Below are 13,861 nucleotides of genomic sequence, written 5' to 3' on the forward strand. Positions count from 1 at the left end.
GCACTGTTTTCTTAGGGCTCTGCAACCTCATCAGTCTCAGAAGCAATGCTCTGGAGGTACCGGCGGGCCTTGCGGTAGCGCGCCGCGACCCGTGCCATCTCTTCCCGCGTCGCGCCCTTGCGGCTCTGCAGGACGACGATGATGTGCCCGTCGTCCTCGTCCGGGCCGAGGTTGATGACGTTCGACTCCAGCGTCTCGCCGGCCTGCAGCTCCATCTCCACTGCGGGCGAGAGGCCGAGCGCGGCCGGGGCGGACGGCTCCGCGGTGGCCGGCGGCTCGTCGGGCGGGCGGACCGTGCCGCCTTCCATGACGCGCTCGGCGGCGCCCTCGGGCCAGCCGAGCAGGCGCGCGTAGTCGCGGATGTTCGCGTTGACCCGCTGGAAGCGGCCTGCCTCGATGTTCTGGATCGTGGTCCGGCTGACGCCCAGGTGCTCCGCTACCTGGGGCTGGGTGAGCCGGGGGCGCCGGCCTTCGCGGGCAGCCTGCAGCTCAGTTCCCAGTCGCTTCGTTGCCTCATCCATAAGTCTCCATCATGCCCCATCAGGTTGCATGCGCGTAGCCAAGTTTCGGCGCTTTGACCTGCGCGTTGTTGAGCCTTTTACGTCTCACGAGTTGCATACCGCCCCTATCGGCTGCCACTGGCATAGGCCAGAAGCACAGAATCTGTGCCCAGAGTGTAGGCAGGCTGCTTGCGTCCGTAGCCAAGGTGTGCTCAGAATGTAGGCGTGAAGCCAAGAGGACCACTCATCCGGGACATCCGACGTGCACGGAAAATGAGCCTGCCTGAGCTTGAAGCGCAGACCGGCTTGAACAGGGGCTACCTCTCCCGCCTTGAGCGTGAGCAGATCCAGGACACCGGAACTGAGCAGGTCCGCAAGGTCGCCACCGCCCTCCGGGTCGACGAGGACCTGATCGCCGAAGAGGAGAAGAAGCCGTGACCGTGAAGGCCACGAAGATCGTCCGCCGCATCGCGGACCCCAGCACCGACGAGGCCGAGTTCCGCCGGTGGACGCCCGAAGAGGTCGTCGCCCGGCAGCTCCTGCCGTACCGGAGCGTCCGCGTCCTGAAGGAGCGCTGCTACCGCCGCGAGGTGCACCACCACCGCGACGGCGGCCGCATCACCTTCACCGCCGAGGACCTGCGCCGCCAGAACGAGCGGCACGCGGTCAAGCCGTTCGCGCGGACCGCCTGAACCCCTGAACGCGCCGAAGGGCCGCTCACAGCTTCCCGGCCCGAGCGACCCCACGACCGGCGCCCCTACACAGCAGAGAAAGCAGAGGTCACCGTGACCGCAATCATCCCAGACCACCCCCTGCCGCGTCGAAGCGAGTCCGGCATGGCCACCCGCAGCGTGAACGCCGCCGCCGGCGTCATCCTCGCCCTCGACTCCGCCCGCCTCCTCAACTCGCCCCAGCAGGCCGCCGAGCACGAGCAGCTGCGGAACGACATCACCGGCGCCTGCCTTGCTCGGTGGGAGGAAGAGCAGGACAACGCGCGGCTGCGGTTGGCGCTCGCGTCGGCACAGCGCGGCCGCCAGGAGCTGCGGGCCCGCGTCGCCGAGCTGGAAGAGCTGCTCGTCGCCAAGGACCGGCCCGTCGACGAAGACCCGATCGCCCACGCGCTCACCGACAAGGCCACGGCCCTCGAGGAGAACGTCGAGCCGCAGGTGCGGCGCCTGCGCGCCCTCCTCGCCGGACAGCGCGAGGACGCCGCCGCCGAGGCCGACGGCATCACCCGCCGCATCGCCCCCACGCAGGCCCTGCGCGAAGAGACGAGGGCCGCCCAGTGATCGCGCTCCCCGTCACCCTTGCCGCGCTCGCCCTGTACGTCCTCGGCTCGATCGCCGTGGTTCGGGGGTGCGAGCGATGAGCGCCCTCGACGACATCCGCCGCGCCCTGTCCGACGCCTACGGCACCGGTGTTGCGCTGCACGACCTGACCGCAGACGACCTGATCCGCTCGGCCGTGGCCGAGTTCGAGATGGACGCGGAGGCGTACCCCGGCGAGCTGGCCATGTACCGGCAGCTCGTCCGCACCCTCCGCACCGTGGTTCGCGTCGACGACGCGGACATGGACGAGGTCCGGCGCTTGCTGCACCACCACGCGAGCGACGACGACGTGGCCCGCGAGGAAGCGAAAGGGCTCACCGAGCGGCAGGCCCGACTCCTCGACGCCATCCGCACCCACGGCGGCGCCTGGAACACCCACCGCGTCCTCAGCCTCTACGCGCTGACCGACCCCGGCGTAGTGCAGCGCGGCACCGCCCGCCACGACCTCACCGCCCTGCAGCGAGCCGGACACCTCGTGCTGGTCGACGACCCCGACAACCGCCACTACGCCCTCAACACCCGTGGGGGCGGCGCCCGGTGAACGTCGAACGCGGCAGCGACCACCTGCACACCGCCAAGGCAGACACCACCCGCGAGGAGCGCGCCGCCGCATCCCGCGCGGTCCTCAAGGCCGCCCGCGACCGCGGCGACCTCCGGCTCCTCCTCGACGCCCTCGGCCTCAACAACCAGACCAGCAAGGAAGCCTCATGAAGTGCAACGAGCCATACCCGCAGGGCTCCTACGAGGAGTGCCGCCTGGACCTCGGGCACACCGGCGACCACGAGTACTTCGACAAGAAGTGGTCGCGGCCCGAGCCGGCCGACCCCGACCCGGCCGTTGAGGCGCTGCTCGACCAAGCCGCCCGCGAGGCCCGCGTGTGGGGAGTCGGGGAGCGGAAGTTCCCGGTCGTCATCGAGCGGACGCTGACCTACGTCCTCTGGGTCGACGCCGACTGCGAGGACAACGCCCTGCTGAACGCGGCCGACGACTCGTGGGAGACCGACCTCAGCAAGGAGACGCCGACCAACGGCTCCGACGAGGTACGCAGGCTCGACGAGTTCGAACGGCAAGACGCCTTCGAGAGCGAGATGGGCCGCGAGTTCGGCCCGCAGATTCAGTGCCCGGGCTGCCGCCGCCTGTCCTTCCGTCGCGAGTGGTTCCACGACCCGTACCGCAAGTGTCACGGCCCGATCGCCTGGCGCCAGCCCTTCAAGTCAGTCCTCCCCTGGCGCGAGCACAACGCCACCCCGGTGTACGGCGGCGCCCGGACGGCGGTGGTGGCGTAACCATGGCCAGCACCAGCGGCAGCGACGAGGTCGGCGAGATGCTCGCCGAGCGCATCGCCGGCCTCATCGTCGACACCGCCCACAACGCCCCCCGGTCGCTCCAGAAGCGGCTCGGGCCCAGCGAGGTCGGCGACCCGTGCGAGCGGCGCCTGACGTACAAGCTGCTCGACTGGCCGCGCGCGGCCGCCGCGAGCGACCCGGCCGCGAGCATCATCGGCACCGGATTCCACACCTGGATGGAAGAAGCCTTCGAGCGGCGCCAGACAGCGCTCCCGGACGGCCGGCCCCGCTACAAGATCGAAGAGCGGGTCACCGTCCACGCCTCCCCGATCGAGGCCGCCGTCATCGCGGGCAGCACCGACCTGTTCGACCGCGCCACCGGCACCGTCTGGGACTGGAAGCTCGTCGGCCACAGCACGCAGGACGACTACCGGCGCAAAGGGCCCGGCCCTCAGTACCGCATCCAGGCCCACCTGTACGGGCTCGGCCAGGAGAACGCGGGCGAGACCGTGAACCGGGTCGCGATCTGCTTCGTCGCCCGCTACCACGAACTCCGCGTCCACGTCTGGACCGAGCCGTACAACCGGCAGGTCGCCCTCGACGGGCTCGCCCGCCTCGACCACATCAAGCAGCGCATCGCCAGCTCGGAAGCCGCTCTCAGCGACTACGGCCCCGACTGGTGGTCCCAGATCCCCACCGACGAACTGGCGAAGTGCCGGTTCTGCGAGTGGTTCAAGCCCGGCAGCACCGACCCCAGCGTCGGCTGCCCCGGCATCCAGCAGTCGGCCGCGCCGCGGCACGGCTTCGAATCCCTCATCGCATAAGCGAAGGAGCATCAGCATGGACGCGAACAGCTTCCTCATGGGCGGCGGCGGAGCACCCACCGCCAAGTTCCCCACCCCCGGCACCACCGTCGGCGGCCGCATCACCGAACAGCCCAAGGTCGAACAGCAGCGGGACATCCAGACCGGCGAGAAGAAGTTCTGGAACAACGGCGACCCGATGATGCAGCTCGTCGTCACCGTCCAGACCGACCAGCGCGACCACGCCCTGGAGGACGACGACGGCAAGCGCCGCATCTTCGTCAAGGGCCAGATGAAGAACGCCGTCGCCGACGCCGTCCGCGCCGCCGGCGCCCGCGGCCTCGAGGTCGGCGGCACCCTCGCCGTCACCTACACCCACGACGGCGAGCAGAAGCAGCGCGGCTTCTCCGCACCGAAGCAGTACACGGCGCGCTACATCCCCGCCGCCCAGTCCGAGCTGAACGCCCCGGCCGCCCAGGCCGCGCCCGCGCAGTACGCCGCCCCGGCCGCCGCCCCGCAGTACCAGGCCCCGCCGCCCGCGGTCCCGGCTGGCGTGAACGCCGTCACCGGCGAGATCGGCCCCGGCTACGCCGCCCCGCAGCAGGGCAACGAGCCCCCCTTCTAAGCCCGCCCAGCCACCGCCCGCCGCCGCTGACCAGCCGCGACGGCGGGCGGCCCAACCAGCAGAAGGAGATCGGCCGTGACCGATCAGCCATACACCGACGACGACCTGCGGGTCGAAGCCGCAGCCCAGCACGCCACGCTCACCGAGGACCCCGAGTTCATGTGCGTCGGCGAGCAGATGGACGACGACATCGTCGCCTCCACTGAGCACGAGGACGGCGGCAAGACGTGGAGCGAGCTGCTCCCGTTCGAGGCCGACAGCGGCGAGGCGTACAACACCGTCCAGCGGAAGATCCACGCCCTGATCAACGGCGCGGCCGACGTCTCGAAGTGGGCCGTCGACCTCGGCGCCGACGGCCTCGAGCCCGAGGACCACACGCTCACCGTCGACGGCGACGACACGCCCCTCGTCCGCCTGCACTGCGCCTTCAGCCCCGACATCGACGACCGGGCCCGCATTGCCTTCATGACCCGCCTGGCCAGCGTCATGGCCAACGCCCTCTGATCCGCCTGCCTATCAGCCCGTGAGGAACACCGCATGCAGACCGCACCGCCCATCGGCAGCGAGACCGCCCGCCACGTCCTGTGGCACTACGGCCGCCCCGGCGGCTTCCGGCCCGGCCGCTTCACCGAGCTGCTCATGCAGACCATCGACGCCGCCGACCTCCAGCACACCGCCCGCCTCCGCGCCGCCTACCCCGAACTCGTCGACGCCATGAACCTCGCCGCCAACCAGGCCGACGGCACCGCCCACCTCACCGCCATCGCCAACGACACCGCCAGCAAGGAGGCGTGACCCATGGGCATGTACCACTCCACCTACTTCGCCTACGGCGTCCACGTTCCGCTTCCGGACGGCGTCCACCCGTGGGCCGAGAACGACCGCATTGAGGCCGAACTCAAGTCGCTCAAGGACCGGTGCCCCGAGGTCGGATACCTGTCCGCAGGCAACTACGACGCCGACGAGCTGTTCCTCACCACCCAGTGCGACGAAGTCGAGCTCGGCACGTACAAGCACGTCACGCCCGAGACCGTTACGCCCGAGCAGCTCGCCGACTGGAATCACCAACTCGCCGCCGCGGTCGACGCCCTCGGTTACGGCACGCTCCCCGATCTCGCTGGGCCTGGCTGGCTCTGCGTCCCCGACCTGAGCTGACCGCCTTCCCCCGAGCCCGCCCGCCGTCCTTCCCCGCCCGCGGCGGGCGGGCCCCGCCCAACCAACCCGAGGAGCACACCCGTTGAGCACGACCACGGTCCGCGACACGCCACTCGACGGCGCCCTGTGGCTCATCCGCCACGGCTTCGCCGTCTTCCCCGTGGACCACCCGGGCCTGCTCCATTGCATCGGCATCGGCCAGGGCCACGACCCCGCCACCTGCACCCAGCGCGGCAAGCACCCCGCCGTCGCCTTCACCCGCAGCCACACCCTCGACGAACACCAGGCCCGCGCCCAGTTCGGCACCCAGCTCCGCAACGTCGGCGTCGCCGTCGGCGCCTGCACCGGCCCCGACGGCGAGCAGCTCCTCGTCATCGACTCCGACCGGCCCGGCGCCATCGAAGACGCGGCCGCCGCGCTCGGCCACCGGCACACGCCGACGATGCGCGTGCACACCGCGCAGGGCCACCACGACTACTACTGGGCGCCCGCCAGCATGAAGCTCGGCAACAGCCTCGGCACGCTCAAGGGCCGCTTCGACGGCGACGTCCGCGCCGGCAACGCCTACGTCATCGGCCCCGGCTCCGTCCACGCCACCGGCGTCGTCTACGAATTGGAAGACGCCGACCGGCCGCCGGTTGCCGCGCCCACCTGGCTCCTCACCGCCCTCACCACCAAGCCCGCACCCGCCCCGGTCGCGGCCGGCCCCGCCCCGGCGCTGCAGCTGCCGCCCGCGCAGCTCGACGCCTACACCCGCCGCGCCGTCCAGGACGAGTGCGACGCCATCGCCCGCGCCGCCGACGGCGACCAGAACAACCAGATCAACACCAGCGCCTTCAACATCGGCACCCTCGTCGGCGCCGGAGCCCTCACCGAGGCCGAGGCCCGGCAGGCGCTGCTTGCCGCGGCCCGCGCGGGCGGCCATCCCGACGATCGTGCCATGCCCACCATCAACTCGGGGCTCACCGCTGGCATGGCCCACCCGCGCACCCCCTGGCCGCCCGCCGCGCGCGACCGCAACGCCTTCGCCGGACTCCTCCCCCCGCAGTCCGCCCCCGCCCCGCAGACGGCCACCAGCGGCTGGACCGAGCCCACCGAGGAGCCCGCCCCCACCCCAGTGCCGATGCCCGCCCGCGAATGGGACGACCTCGGCAACGCCGAACGCGTCATCGACCGCCACGGCAGCGAAATCCGATGGCTCGCCGACATCGAACGCTGGGCCTACTACGACAAAGGCCGCTGGAACCTCAAGGCCGCCAACACCGGCGTGTGGACCCGCGTCGTCGACACCATCAACCAGCTCGAGGACGAAGCCCCCAACTACAGCGACGAGCCCGTCACCGACGACAAGGGCAAGGAAACCGCCAGCCAGCACGAACAGTTCCTCGCCTGGGCCCGCAAGCAGCGCATGCGGCCCAAGCTCGCCGCCGCCCGCGAAGTCCTCCAGGCCTACCCCGCCGTCCACACCACCATGGACGCCTTCGACAAGCCCGAGATGCTCCTCAACGTCGCCAACGGCATCGTCGACCTCACCACCGGCGACCTCCGCGCCCACGACCGCGGCCTCTACCTCATGCAGCAGTCCCCGATCTGCTACGACCCGAACGCCACCTGCCCCATGTGGGACAAGTTCCTCGACGGCGTCATGCCCGACCTCGAGCGCCGCGCCTACCTCGCCCGCGTCGTCGGCTACAGCGTCACCGCCTGCACCGGCGAGCAGGTCATGTTCATCCACCACGGCGAGGGCCAGAACGGCAAAGGCGTATTCATGCGCGTCGTCATGGGCCTCCTCGGCGAGTACGCCCAGGCCGTGCCCGCCTCCACCCTGATGGCCAAGCACGGCGACGGCGGCATCCCCAACGACATCGCCCGCATGGTCGGCAAACGGCTCCTGTCGACGTCCGAGACCGGCCGCAACGCGGAAGGCCGCGGCAAGCCCCTCGACGAGGAACTCGTCAAGCGGCTCACCGGCGAAGACCCCGTGTCCGCCCGGTTCCTGAACGCCGAGTTCTTCGAGTTCAAGCCCGTCGGGAAGATCCACCTGGCGACCAACCACCTGCCCGACGTGTCCGGCAGCCACAGCATGGCCCGCCGCCTCCAGGACATCGGCTGGGACGTCATCGTCCCGCCGGCCAAGCGGATCCAGGGCCTCGCCGAGAAGATCCTCGCCCGCGAAGCGGCAGGCGTCCTCAACTGGGCCATCCGCGGCTGCCTCGACTGGCAGAAGCAAGGCCTGGCCGTCCCCGAGTCCGTCACCGCCAAGACCCGCGAGCACATCGCCCAGTCCAACCCGCTCGCCACATGGCTGGAAGAGGAGACCGACGACGTCGCCGACGCCGTCACCGAGAACGGCCATCTGTACGGCAGCTACAAGACGTGGGCCGAGAAGGCCGGGATCCGGCACCCCATGTCGATGAAGGCGTTCACCGTCCGCCTGCAGGAGCAGGGCTACGCCCAGTCCAAGGACTCCAGGACCCGCCGCGCCGTGACGCTCGGTCTCGCCATGGCCTTGCTCGGAGGTGCCCGATGACCGGCCGTGCGAAGGGGTCTGCGAAGGGGTGCGAAGGGGTTGCGAAGGGGTTTGCGAAGGGGTCTGCGAAGGCTTTGACCTGCAAGTCGAAGGGGTCGAAGGGGTTTTTCTACGCCCACGCACATAAGGAGAAGGAAAACCAGCAGTGCCTCTATGCAAGGGGAGCAGCGCAAAACCCCTTCGACCCCTTCGCACCGCAGGTCAACCCCTTCGCGCACCCCTTCGCACATGCCTTCGCAACCCCTTCGCACCCCTTCGGCGGCGCCTGATGGCCAGCCTGCCCGCGCACCTCGTCGCCGCCCGCGCTGAGGCCTCCGCCCAACGCCCCCGGCACCAGCCGTGCCCCCGCTGCCAAGCGGACACGATCGTCGCCCGCACCGCGGACCGCGTCGCCGCCGTCGACGTCCGCGCCGACCCGCACCCCGTCGACCCGGCCACTGCGCCGGCCGGACGGCTCCTGTGGTGCCTCGTCCAGCACAAGCACCTCCCGGCGCGCATCCGCTGGCGCGACCGCTGGCACGCCACCGCCTGCACCCATCAAGTCCTCGCCGACCACGAATGCCGACCCCGACCCGTCCAGGAGACCCTGCTGTGAGCCAGTCCTTCACCATCGAACTTCCCGCCGGGCTGCCGCTGCTGAACGCGAACCGGCGCACCCACCACCACGTCCGCGCCGAGCGCACCCGCACGATCCGCGCGGCTGCCATCGAGGCCGTGGCCGGGCACCGCCCGCTGGTGGAGGCGCTCGCCGCGGCCAAACCCAACGCGCTGTTCGAGCGGGCCCGCATCGTCGGCTACTACCGCCCGGCCCGCGCCGGCCGCGCCGACCCCGCGAACTGGTACCCCTCGTTCAAGGCCGCCGTCGACGGCCTGGTCGACGCCGGGCTCCTGGACGACGACGACCACACCCGCCTCGTCGGCCCGGACATGCGCCTGGGCAGCAAGACTGCGGGCGGGCAACTCGTCCTCGTCATCAGCGACGCCACCGGCTGGACGGACATCAGGGAATGCCAGACGCCCGCCTACGCCGAGGGGCCGTGCCACTGCACGCACTGCGACCCCAGGTCGCGCGGTCTGGTCGCCGAGGACGGTGCCGCGTGAGCGAGCAGCCCACCCTCGTGTCCGGCATCCCGGCCGGCCTCACCGTCCGCGGCCTGGACCGCGACGACACCCCGGTCGCGGACTGGCTGTGCGGCTGCGGCCACCACCAGCGCGCCACCGGCCGTCGCGACGTTCTCGCCCTGACCGCCCGCGTCACCGTCGGCCACTGCCCCCACGGAGCCGCCGCGTGATCCCCGACGCCGTGCGCGCCGTCATCGCCTCCGTCATGCAAGAACACCCCGCAGCCAGCCCCGACCTGTTGTCCCGCCTCGTCGTCGCCGAACTCAAGGCGCTCGGCTGGCACATCACCGCCGGCCGCCCCGCCACCGCCTCAAGGAGCAACTGATGTCCAGCGCCGAACTCTTCGCCGACGCCATCGACACCGCAGTTGCGCTCGGCTGGGCTCTCCTCGCCTGGGTCGCCGTCTTCGCCGCGGCCGGCACCCTCGCCCTCCTCGGCACGATTGCCGTCCTCACGGCCGCCGCACGCGCCCTGTGGCGGCGCACTGTCCGCCCGTCCTGGGCGCGCAGCAGGCGCGCAGCCGCTCACGACTACCGGGAAGCCGCGTGATCGCCTACGCGCTCGCGTTCGGCCTCGTCGCAGGCCCGTTCATCAGCGCCGCCCTGCTTGGCCTCCACCGGGCAGGGCGCGCGATCCGCCGCCACACCCGAAAGAGGCACCCGTGACCTACCTCCTCGCCGCCCTCTTGGCCCTTGCCGCCGGCTGGTGCTGGGGCCACCGAACGGCCCGCATCCGGTACGTGCCCGTCGGCGCCGCCGCCCGCGACGACGACGCCGCGTTCATCGCCAACGAGCGCGCCCGCTTCGACGCGATCGTGGCCGGCCTGGACATCCCCGACGACCCGCGGAGCGCACGATGACCGAGCCCACCGACCCGCTGAACCTTCTCCGCGTCCTCGCCGACCGAGCCGCCCGCGGCGTCCTCAGCGAGGCCGAGGGCGTGGCACTGCGCCGCCGTGTCGAGCAGATCATCAACGGCCGCGCCACGTGGAAGGCCAAGGCCGAGGAGATCGAACGTGATCGCGACCGGATCGCCGCCGAGCTGGCTGCTGAGCGGCGCCGGACCGGGCAACGACGCGCGGCGACCCAGCAGGCGGAGGCCGCCATCGAGCGCGTGCGGCAGATGACCGACGCGTGGGAGCAGCGGCTGCCGGACACGATCCGCACCGCTACCGCTGTCGAGGCGATTCGGACCGCCCTCCCGGAGCCGAAGGAGCAGAGCACCCCGTGAACGACTGCGGACTGTGCGAGCGGCAGCTGGAGCACGGCTACCTGTGCGACGGCTGCACTCGCGCCACCACCCAGCGCCTGGAGCGCATGCCGCGGCTCTGGGCCGCGCTGGAGGCGTTCCTCGCCCCCGGCAGCAGCGGCAGCCCCCAGTACGGGCGCACCCGGCCTTGCGAGGCGCCGCTGCCCGCTCGCGAGGACGTGCTCAGCCTCCGCGCGGCCGGCGGTATCGCCGGAGTCCTCGAGGACTGGCGGGCCGCCATGCAAGCCGACCGCGGCTGGGGCACCCCCGCCGTCCCCGCCGACATTGGCCGCCGCGTCACCGTGGCCGCCCGCGCCCTCACCATCAACATGGACTGGATCGCGAGCAGCTGGCCGTTGGCCGGGGAGATGGCGGTCGAGGTGCGCGGCCTGGAGGGCGACGTGCTTACGATCGTCGACCCGGAGGACCCGGAGGAGCGCAAGCGCCAGCACGGCACACGCATTGGACTGTGTGTCGCCGCCTTCCCCGACGGCCAGGTGTGCGGGGCCGTCCTGCGCTCCTACCCCGGGGAGGCGACGCTGACGTGCCGCTGGTGCGGCACCGAGTACCAGCCGAAGGATTACTTGCTGCTGAAGCAGCTCCAGCCGAGCGAGGCCGCGTGAGCAGTACGCAATGGGGGGTTGCGCATAACGGGGGATGCGATACCCTTGGGGAGGTGAAGACGCCCCCATGGCGGGACCGGATCCGCACGGAGGACGAGTTGCTGGAACAGCTCGAAGCCCAAGCGGAACAGGCCCGCAGACGACGAGCGGAAGCCCTGAAGGAAGGGGCTGGCGAACTCGGCAGCGTCTACGCCCTGGCGAAACAGCTGAACCTCAGCTGGACCGCCGTAGCGAAGGCGATCAAGAAGTACACAACCGAATAGACAGCGAGGGCCGGACAGCAGCTCTCCACGGTGCTGGAACACCGAGGAGGCGCGCGCGCCGCCCGACCCTCTACCGAACATCCTGATCAGAGCAGGAGTCGGCATGCCCGATCATTTCGCGCGCCCCGTCGGGGCCGCAAGTTCCCCCACGCCCCGGCGGCTGGTCGCCGGAGGCTTCATCCGTCGCACGGCCGCCAACGCCCGCCTCGCCGAACTGCACCGGCTGTGCCGCGCCGACTACGAGAGCAACGCCGCCCGCCGCGTCCAGAACCACCGCGACGACGCGTTCCTCATCGCACGGGGCACCGAGCGAGGTGGTGCGCGATGAGCACCAAGCCCACCCCCGACGAGGTGCGCGACCTGCGCGCGCTCCTCACCGCCGTCCTCGACGCGATCACCCTCCCGTGCGACGCCCCCGGCTACGAGGCCCGCCTCGTCGAGCGTGCCGGCTGGGCTCTCACCGTGCGCAAGGCCCTCGACGAGGACCCCGCAGACCTCGGCTGGAACGTCGACTACCTCCGCCAAAAGCTCGCCCAGGAGGAGACCAAGGCGGCCAAGCGCCACGCCGAGCGAGGTGGCGCGCGATGAGCACTCCGATCGACGACGCCACCCGCGCCACCGTGCGCCAGCTCGCCGACAAGGGCATGAGCCACCGCGCCATCGGGCGCCAGCTCGGCATCCACCACAGCACCGTGGCGCGCGCCCTCCGCGCCACGGACGAGCCGGACGCGCCAGCCGCCGAGCCGGGCACCGAGCCGGACGAGCCGCGCCACGAGCCACAGGACGCGCCACCCCACGAGCCGGACGAGCCGGACGCCGCGCCACCCCCGCCGACCAGCGGCGCACCCCGCGCGCCACGGCTCATCCACGACCTGCCCGCGTGGCTCGTCCAGGACCTGAACATCCTCGTTGACCCGTTCACGGGCCGCCTGCCCGAGCCGGTGGCGCGCGCCATCCACACCGCCGCTGAGCAGCGGCGCGCCACCTGGCGCGCCAACGCCGTACGGCGCGCGAGCCACCCGAGCCACGACACCGCCACGGCGCAGTAGGCGGCGCGCCATGTGGCTCGCCGCGCTCGCCGCGTTCTTCGTCCTCGCCACCGGTGGCGCCCTCGTCGGCCTCGCCCTCGTCGACCGGCGCACCATCCCGCCCATTACCGGGACGTGCGCGCTCATCCTCACCCTCGTCGCGCTCGCCGTGACCGTCCTCCACTGAAGGACCCCGCTGTGCCGTACATGGCCATCAACCTCGGCGGCGTCGCCCTCGGCGTCGGCATCATCATCCTGTTCGTCATGCGCTGGGTCATGCGCGAGAAGCGCAGGCTCGGAGCCCTGATCCCCTTCGTCCTGTCCGTGCTGTACGGGATGCTCGCCGCCCTCGCAGCGCTCGGCTCCGTCTCCGCCCTCGGCGGTGTCACCTGGGTCGCCCTGTGGGCGGGCAACGTGGCCGGCTACGCCGCGCTGGTGTGGGGGATCGGCGGCAACGCCCCGGACGTCACCCGCGCGAATCAGCTGGTCCTCACCGACGGCGGGTACGTCGTCGTCTTCCTGATCACGCTCGTCCTTCTCGGCCTACTCAAGTGGGGCCCCCGCCAGGCCAACGCGAAGATCGTCCTCGGCTGCCTTGCCGGAGTCCTGATCGCCCTGTCCGGCAACGTCGCCGGGGTGGCCGCGATCCCGCTGGGGTCGAGCGCCAACCTCCTCGGCAGCGGCTTCACCGGGGTGTTCGGATGAGCACCACGGACACCGAGCAGCCGCTCGTCGAGGCCGAGGCCGGCGGGATGAGCGAGCGCACCGCCCGCCTGGTCCTCGTCGCAGTCCTGCTGCTCGCCATGTGGGGAGTGGTCGCCGCCGTCCCCGAGACCGCCTACGTCGTCGTCGGCGTACTGCTGTGCCTCGCCTGGCAGCGCGCCACCCGGTGGTTCGCCCGCCGCCGCCAGGACGACGAGGACGAGCCCGCGGCCGAGGAAGCCCCGGACGTCGCCGCCGCGCTGCGGACGCTGTCCGGCGACGGCCGGCACGTCCTCCTCACCGAGCTGCAGAAGGCGGTCGGCGCGCCCGACACGAAGGCCGTGCGCACCCTGCTGAAGGCCGCCGGCATCCGCGTCAGGTCGGGCGTGCGCACACCCGCAGGGAACGGGCCGGGCATCCACCAGGACGACATACCGGCCCCCTCCCCGGCCGAGAGCGACGCCCACTCAGACGCGTGTTGTTGCAGGTCAGGCAACAACACCAACGCCAACAACGCGCCCGAGGACCCCTCTCAGAAGGGGTTGCGTGTAGAGCCCATCGGCCTTGCGGGAGCCGTCGTACGCGACCCCGCAGACGCCGCCCGCCAGCGCTCCAAGCCGTTCCTGCTGTGCGAGTACGCGCACGCCA

General features: G+C 71.6%; 28 protein-coding genes. 27 read left to right on the forward strand and 1 reads right to left on the reverse strand.

From position 1 onward, the window contains the following. Positions 1-11: 11 nt before the first annotated feature. A complete protein-coding gene (locus ACWGKI_RS14735) occupies positions 12-521 on the reverse strand; it encodes a helix-turn-helix domain-containing protein (RefSeq protein WP_375852353.1) in 510 nt (169 codons plus the stop codon). Positions 522-725: 204 nt separating this feature from the next. Between ACWGKI_RS14735 and ACWGKI_RS14740 the strand changes: the two genes are divergently transcribed. From ACWGKI_RS14740 to ACWGKI_RS14870, 27 genes are all read left to right on the forward strand, one after another. Further along, positions 726-938, forward strand: coding sequence for a helix-turn-helix domain-containing protein (locus ACWGKI_RS14740; RefSeq protein ID WP_375852363.1), 213 nt, complete (start codon positions 726-728; stop codon positions 936-938). Then, on the forward strand, positions 935-1,192 hold the full coding sequence (locus ACWGKI_RS14745) for a hypothetical protein (RefSeq protein ID WP_375852362.1): 258 nt from the start codon (positions 935-937) through the stop codon (positions 1,190-1,192). The genes ACWGKI_RS14740 and ACWGKI_RS14745 overlap by 4 nt, the downstream gene beginning before the upstream one ends. A gap of 144 nt (positions 1,193-1,336) precedes the next feature. After that, the gene (locus ACWGKI_RS14750) at positions 1,337-1,789 is read left to right on the forward strand and encodes a hypothetical protein (protein WP_375852361.1); all 453 of its coding nucleotides are present in this window, start codon (positions 1,337-1,339) and stop codon (positions 1,787-1,789) included. Between the two features lie 76 nt (positions 1,790-1,865). After that, positions 1,866-2,369 (forward strand): hypothetical protein, encoded by a 504-nt coding sequence (locus ACWGKI_RS14755; protein ID WP_375852360.1) that lies wholly within the window; start codon positions 1,866-1,868, stop codon positions 2,367-2,369. Continuing rightward, positions 2,366-2,539 (forward strand): hypothetical protein, encoded by a 174-nt coding sequence (locus ACWGKI_RS14760; RefSeq protein WP_376041029.1) that lies wholly within the window; start codon positions 2,366-2,368, stop codon positions 2,537-2,539. Before ACWGKI_RS14755 ends, ACWGKI_RS14760 begins: the two co-directional genes overlap by 4 nt. Then, a complete protein-coding gene (locus tag ACWGKI_RS14765) occupies positions 2,536-3,114 on the forward strand; it encodes a hypothetical protein (RefSeq protein WP_376041026.1) in 579 nt (192 codons plus the stop codon). The genes ACWGKI_RS14760 and ACWGKI_RS14765 overlap by 4 nt, the downstream gene beginning before the upstream one ends. A 2-nt stretch (positions 3,115-3,116) precedes the next feature. Further along, the gene (locus ACWGKI_RS14770) at positions 3,117-3,938 is read left to right on the forward strand and encodes a hypothetical protein (protein WP_376041024.1); all 822 of its coding nucleotides are present in this window, start codon (positions 3,117-3,119) and stop codon (positions 3,936-3,938) included. A 16-nt stretch (positions 3,939-3,954) separates the two neighbouring features. Beyond that, positions 3,955-4,542 (forward strand): hypothetical protein, encoded by a 588-nt coding sequence (locus tag ACWGKI_RS14775; protein WP_365438121.1) that lies wholly within the window; start codon positions 3,955-3,957, stop codon positions 4,540-4,542. A gap of 75 nt (positions 4,543-4,617) precedes the next feature. After that, the gene (locus ACWGKI_RS14780) at positions 4,618-5,046 is read left to right on the forward strand and encodes a hypothetical protein (protein ID WP_375852345.1); all 429 of its coding nucleotides are present in this window, start codon (positions 4,618-4,620) and stop codon (positions 5,044-5,046) included. A gap of 33 nt (positions 5,047-5,079) precedes the next feature. Then, positions 5,080-5,337, forward strand: coding sequence for a hypothetical protein (locus ACWGKI_RS14785; RefSeq protein ID WP_375852346.1), 258 nt, complete (start codon positions 5,080-5,082; stop codon positions 5,335-5,337). 3 nt (positions 5,338-5,340) lie between these two features. After that, positions 5,341-5,697 carry a hypothetical protein gene (locus ACWGKI_RS14790; RefSeq protein ID WP_375852347.1) on the forward strand — a complete coding sequence of 119 codons (357 nt, stop codon included), beginning with the start codon at positions 5,341-5,343 and terminating at the stop codon, positions 5,695-5,697. A gap of 82 nt (positions 5,698-5,779) precedes the next feature. After that, the gene (locus ACWGKI_RS14795; RefSeq protein WP_376125421.1) at positions 5,780-8,227 is read left to right on the forward strand and encodes a phage/plasmid primase, P4 family; all 2,448 of its coding nucleotides are present in this window, start codon (positions 5,780-5,782) and stop codon (positions 8,225-8,227) included. A gap of 268 nt (positions 8,228-8,495) precedes the next feature. Then, complete coding sequence (locus tag ACWGKI_RS14800; protein WP_375852313.1) at positions 8,496-8,822, forward strand: hypothetical protein; 327 nt, start codon at positions 8,496-8,498, stop codon at positions 8,820-8,822. Beyond that, the gene (locus ACWGKI_RS14805) at positions 8,819-9,328 is read left to right on the forward strand and encodes a hypothetical protein (RefSeq protein WP_375852314.1); all 510 of its coding nucleotides are present in this window, start codon (positions 8,819-8,821) and stop codon (positions 9,326-9,328) included. Before ACWGKI_RS14800 ends, ACWGKI_RS14805 begins: the two co-directional genes overlap by 4 nt. Beyond that, on the forward strand, positions 9,325-9,519 hold the full coding sequence (locus ACWGKI_RS14810; protein WP_375852315.1) for a hypothetical protein: 195 nt from the start codon (positions 9,325-9,327) through the stop codon (positions 9,517-9,519). Before ACWGKI_RS14805 ends, ACWGKI_RS14810 begins: the two co-directional genes overlap by 4 nt. Then, complete coding sequence (locus ACWGKI_RS14815) at positions 9,516-9,674, forward strand: hypothetical protein (protein WP_375852316.1); 159 nt, start codon at positions 9,516-9,518, stop codon at positions 9,672-9,674. Before ACWGKI_RS14810 ends, ACWGKI_RS14815 begins: the two co-directional genes overlap by 4 nt. After that, positions 9,674-9,898, forward strand: coding sequence for a hypothetical protein (locus ACWGKI_RS14820; RefSeq protein ID WP_375852317.1), 225 nt, complete (start codon positions 9,674-9,676; stop codon positions 9,896-9,898). Before ACWGKI_RS14815 ends, ACWGKI_RS14820 begins: the two co-directional genes overlap by 1 nt. A gap of 112 nt (positions 9,899-10,010) precedes the next feature. Beyond that, a complete protein-coding gene (locus ACWGKI_RS14825; protein ID WP_375852318.1) occupies positions 10,011-10,208 on the forward strand; it encodes a hypothetical protein in 198 nt (65 codons plus the stop codon). Continuing rightward, positions 10,205-10,579, forward strand: coding sequence for a hypothetical protein (locus ACWGKI_RS14830; RefSeq protein ID WP_375852319.1), 375 nt, complete (start codon positions 10,205-10,207; stop codon positions 10,577-10,579). Before ACWGKI_RS14825 ends, ACWGKI_RS14830 begins: the two co-directional genes overlap by 4 nt. Then, a complete protein-coding gene (locus ACWGKI_RS14835; protein ID WP_376041134.1) occupies positions 10,576-11,220 on the forward strand; it encodes a hypothetical protein in 645 nt (214 codons plus the stop codon). The genes ACWGKI_RS14830 and ACWGKI_RS14835 overlap by 4 nt, the downstream gene beginning before the upstream one ends. 53 nt (positions 11,221-11,273) lie before the next feature. Next, positions 11,274-11,483 (forward strand): hypothetical protein, encoded by a 210-nt coding sequence (locus tag ACWGKI_RS14840; protein ID WP_376041136.1) that lies wholly within the window; start codon positions 11,274-11,276, stop codon positions 11,481-11,483. A 103-nt stretch (positions 11,484-11,586) separates the two neighbouring features. Next, complete coding sequence (locus tag ACWGKI_RS14845; RefSeq protein ID WP_375852322.1) at positions 11,587-11,811, forward strand: hypothetical protein; 225 nt, start codon at positions 11,587-11,589, stop codon at positions 11,809-11,811. Then, a complete protein-coding gene (locus ACWGKI_RS14850; protein WP_375852323.1) occupies positions 11,808-12,071 on the forward strand; it encodes a hypothetical protein in 264 nt (87 codons plus the stop codon). The genes ACWGKI_RS14845 and ACWGKI_RS14850 overlap by 4 nt, the downstream gene beginning before the upstream one ends. Continuing rightward, positions 12,068-12,532 carry a helix-turn-helix domain-containing protein gene (locus ACWGKI_RS14855; RefSeq protein WP_376041138.1) on the forward strand — a complete coding sequence of 155 codons (465 nt, stop codon included), beginning with the start codon at positions 12,068-12,070 and terminating at the stop codon, positions 12,530-12,532. The genes ACWGKI_RS14850 and ACWGKI_RS14855 overlap by 4 nt, the downstream gene beginning before the upstream one ends. Positions 12,533-12,542: 10 nt before the next feature. Beyond that, positions 12,543-12,698 (forward strand): hypothetical protein, encoded by a 156-nt coding sequence (locus ACWGKI_RS14860; RefSeq protein WP_365437379.1) that lies wholly within the window; start codon positions 12,543-12,545, stop codon positions 12,696-12,698. An 11-nt stretch (positions 12,699-12,709) separates the two neighbouring features. Then, a complete protein-coding gene (locus ACWGKI_RS14865) occupies positions 12,710-13,216 on the forward strand; it encodes a hypothetical protein (RefSeq protein ID WP_365437376.1) in 507 nt (168 codons plus the stop codon). Continuing rightward, positions 13,213-13,861, forward strand: a 649-nt coding sequence (locus tag ACWGKI_RS14870) for a hypothetical protein (protein WP_452187966.1), incomplete at its 3' end; no start/stop codon positions are given. The genes ACWGKI_RS14865 and ACWGKI_RS14870, both read left to right, overlap by 4 nt.

Source organism: Isoptericola sp. NPDC055881 (assembly GCF_053615895.1).

What these genes read in the sequence shown, in the direction of transcription:
- ACWGKI_RS14855 (WP_376041138.1), top strand. Translation starts at nt 12,068, where the DNA reads ATGAGCACTCCGATCGACGACGCCACCCGCGCCACCGTGCGCCAGCTC.
- ACWGKI_RS14735 (WP_375852353.1), bottom strand. Translation starts at nt 521, where the DNA reads ATGGATGAGGCAACGAAGCGACTGGGAACTGAGCTGCAGGCTGCCCGC.
- ACWGKI_RS14850 (WP_375852323.1), top strand. Translation starts at nt 11,808, where the DNA reads ATGAGCACCAAGCCCACCCCCGACGAGGTGCGCGACCTGCGCGCGCTC.
- ACWGKI_RS14790 (WP_375852347.1), top strand. Translation starts at nt 5,341, where the DNA reads ATGGGCATGTACCACTCCACCTACTTCGCCTACGGCGTCCACGTTCCG.
- ACWGKI_RS14830 (WP_375852319.1), top strand. Translation starts at nt 10,205, where the DNA reads ATGACCGAGCCCACCGACCCGCTGAACCTTCTCCGCGTCCTCGCCGAC.
- ACWGKI_RS14765 (WP_376041026.1), top strand. Translation starts at nt 2,536, where the DNA reads ATGAAGTGCAACGAGCCATACCCGCAGGGCTCCTACGAGGAGTGCCGC.
- ACWGKI_RS14755 (WP_375852360.1), top strand. Translation starts at nt 1,866, where the DNA reads ATGAGCGCCCTCGACGACATCCGCCGCGCCCTGTCCGACGCCTACGGC.
- ACWGKI_RS14820 (WP_375852317.1), top strand. Translation starts at nt 9,674, where the DNA reads ATGTCCAGCGCCGAACTCTTCGCCGACGCCATCGACACCGCAGTTGCG.
- ACWGKI_RS14750 (WP_375852361.1), top strand. Translation starts at nt 1,337, where the DNA reads ATGGCCACCCGCAGCGTGAACGCCGCCGCCGGCGTCATCCTCGCCCTC.
- ACWGKI_RS14775 (WP_365438121.1), top strand. Translation starts at nt 3,955, where the DNA reads ATGGACGCGAACAGCTTCCTCATGGGCGGCGGCGGAGCACCCACCGCC.
- ACWGKI_RS14785 (WP_375852346.1), top strand. Translation starts at nt 5,080, where the DNA reads ATGCAGACCGCACCGCCCATCGGCAGCGAGACCGCCCGCCACGTCCTG.
- ACWGKI_RS14800 (WP_375852313.1), top strand. Translation starts at nt 8,496, where the DNA reads ATGGCCAGCCTGCCCGCGCACCTCGTCGCCGCCCGCGCTGAGGCCTCC.
- ACWGKI_RS14845 (WP_375852322.1), top strand. Translation starts at nt 11,587, where the DNA reads ATGCCCGATCATTTCGCGCGCCCCGTCGGGGCCGCAAGTTCCCCCACG.
- ACWGKI_RS14770 (WP_376041024.1), top strand. Translation starts at nt 3,117, where the DNA reads ATGGCCAGCACCAGCGGCAGCGACGAGGTCGGCGAGATGCTCGCCGAG.
- ACWGKI_RS14860 (WP_365437379.1), top strand. Translation starts at nt 12,543, where the DNA reads ATGTGGCTCGCCGCGCTCGCCGCGTTCTTCGTCCTCGCCACCGGTGGC.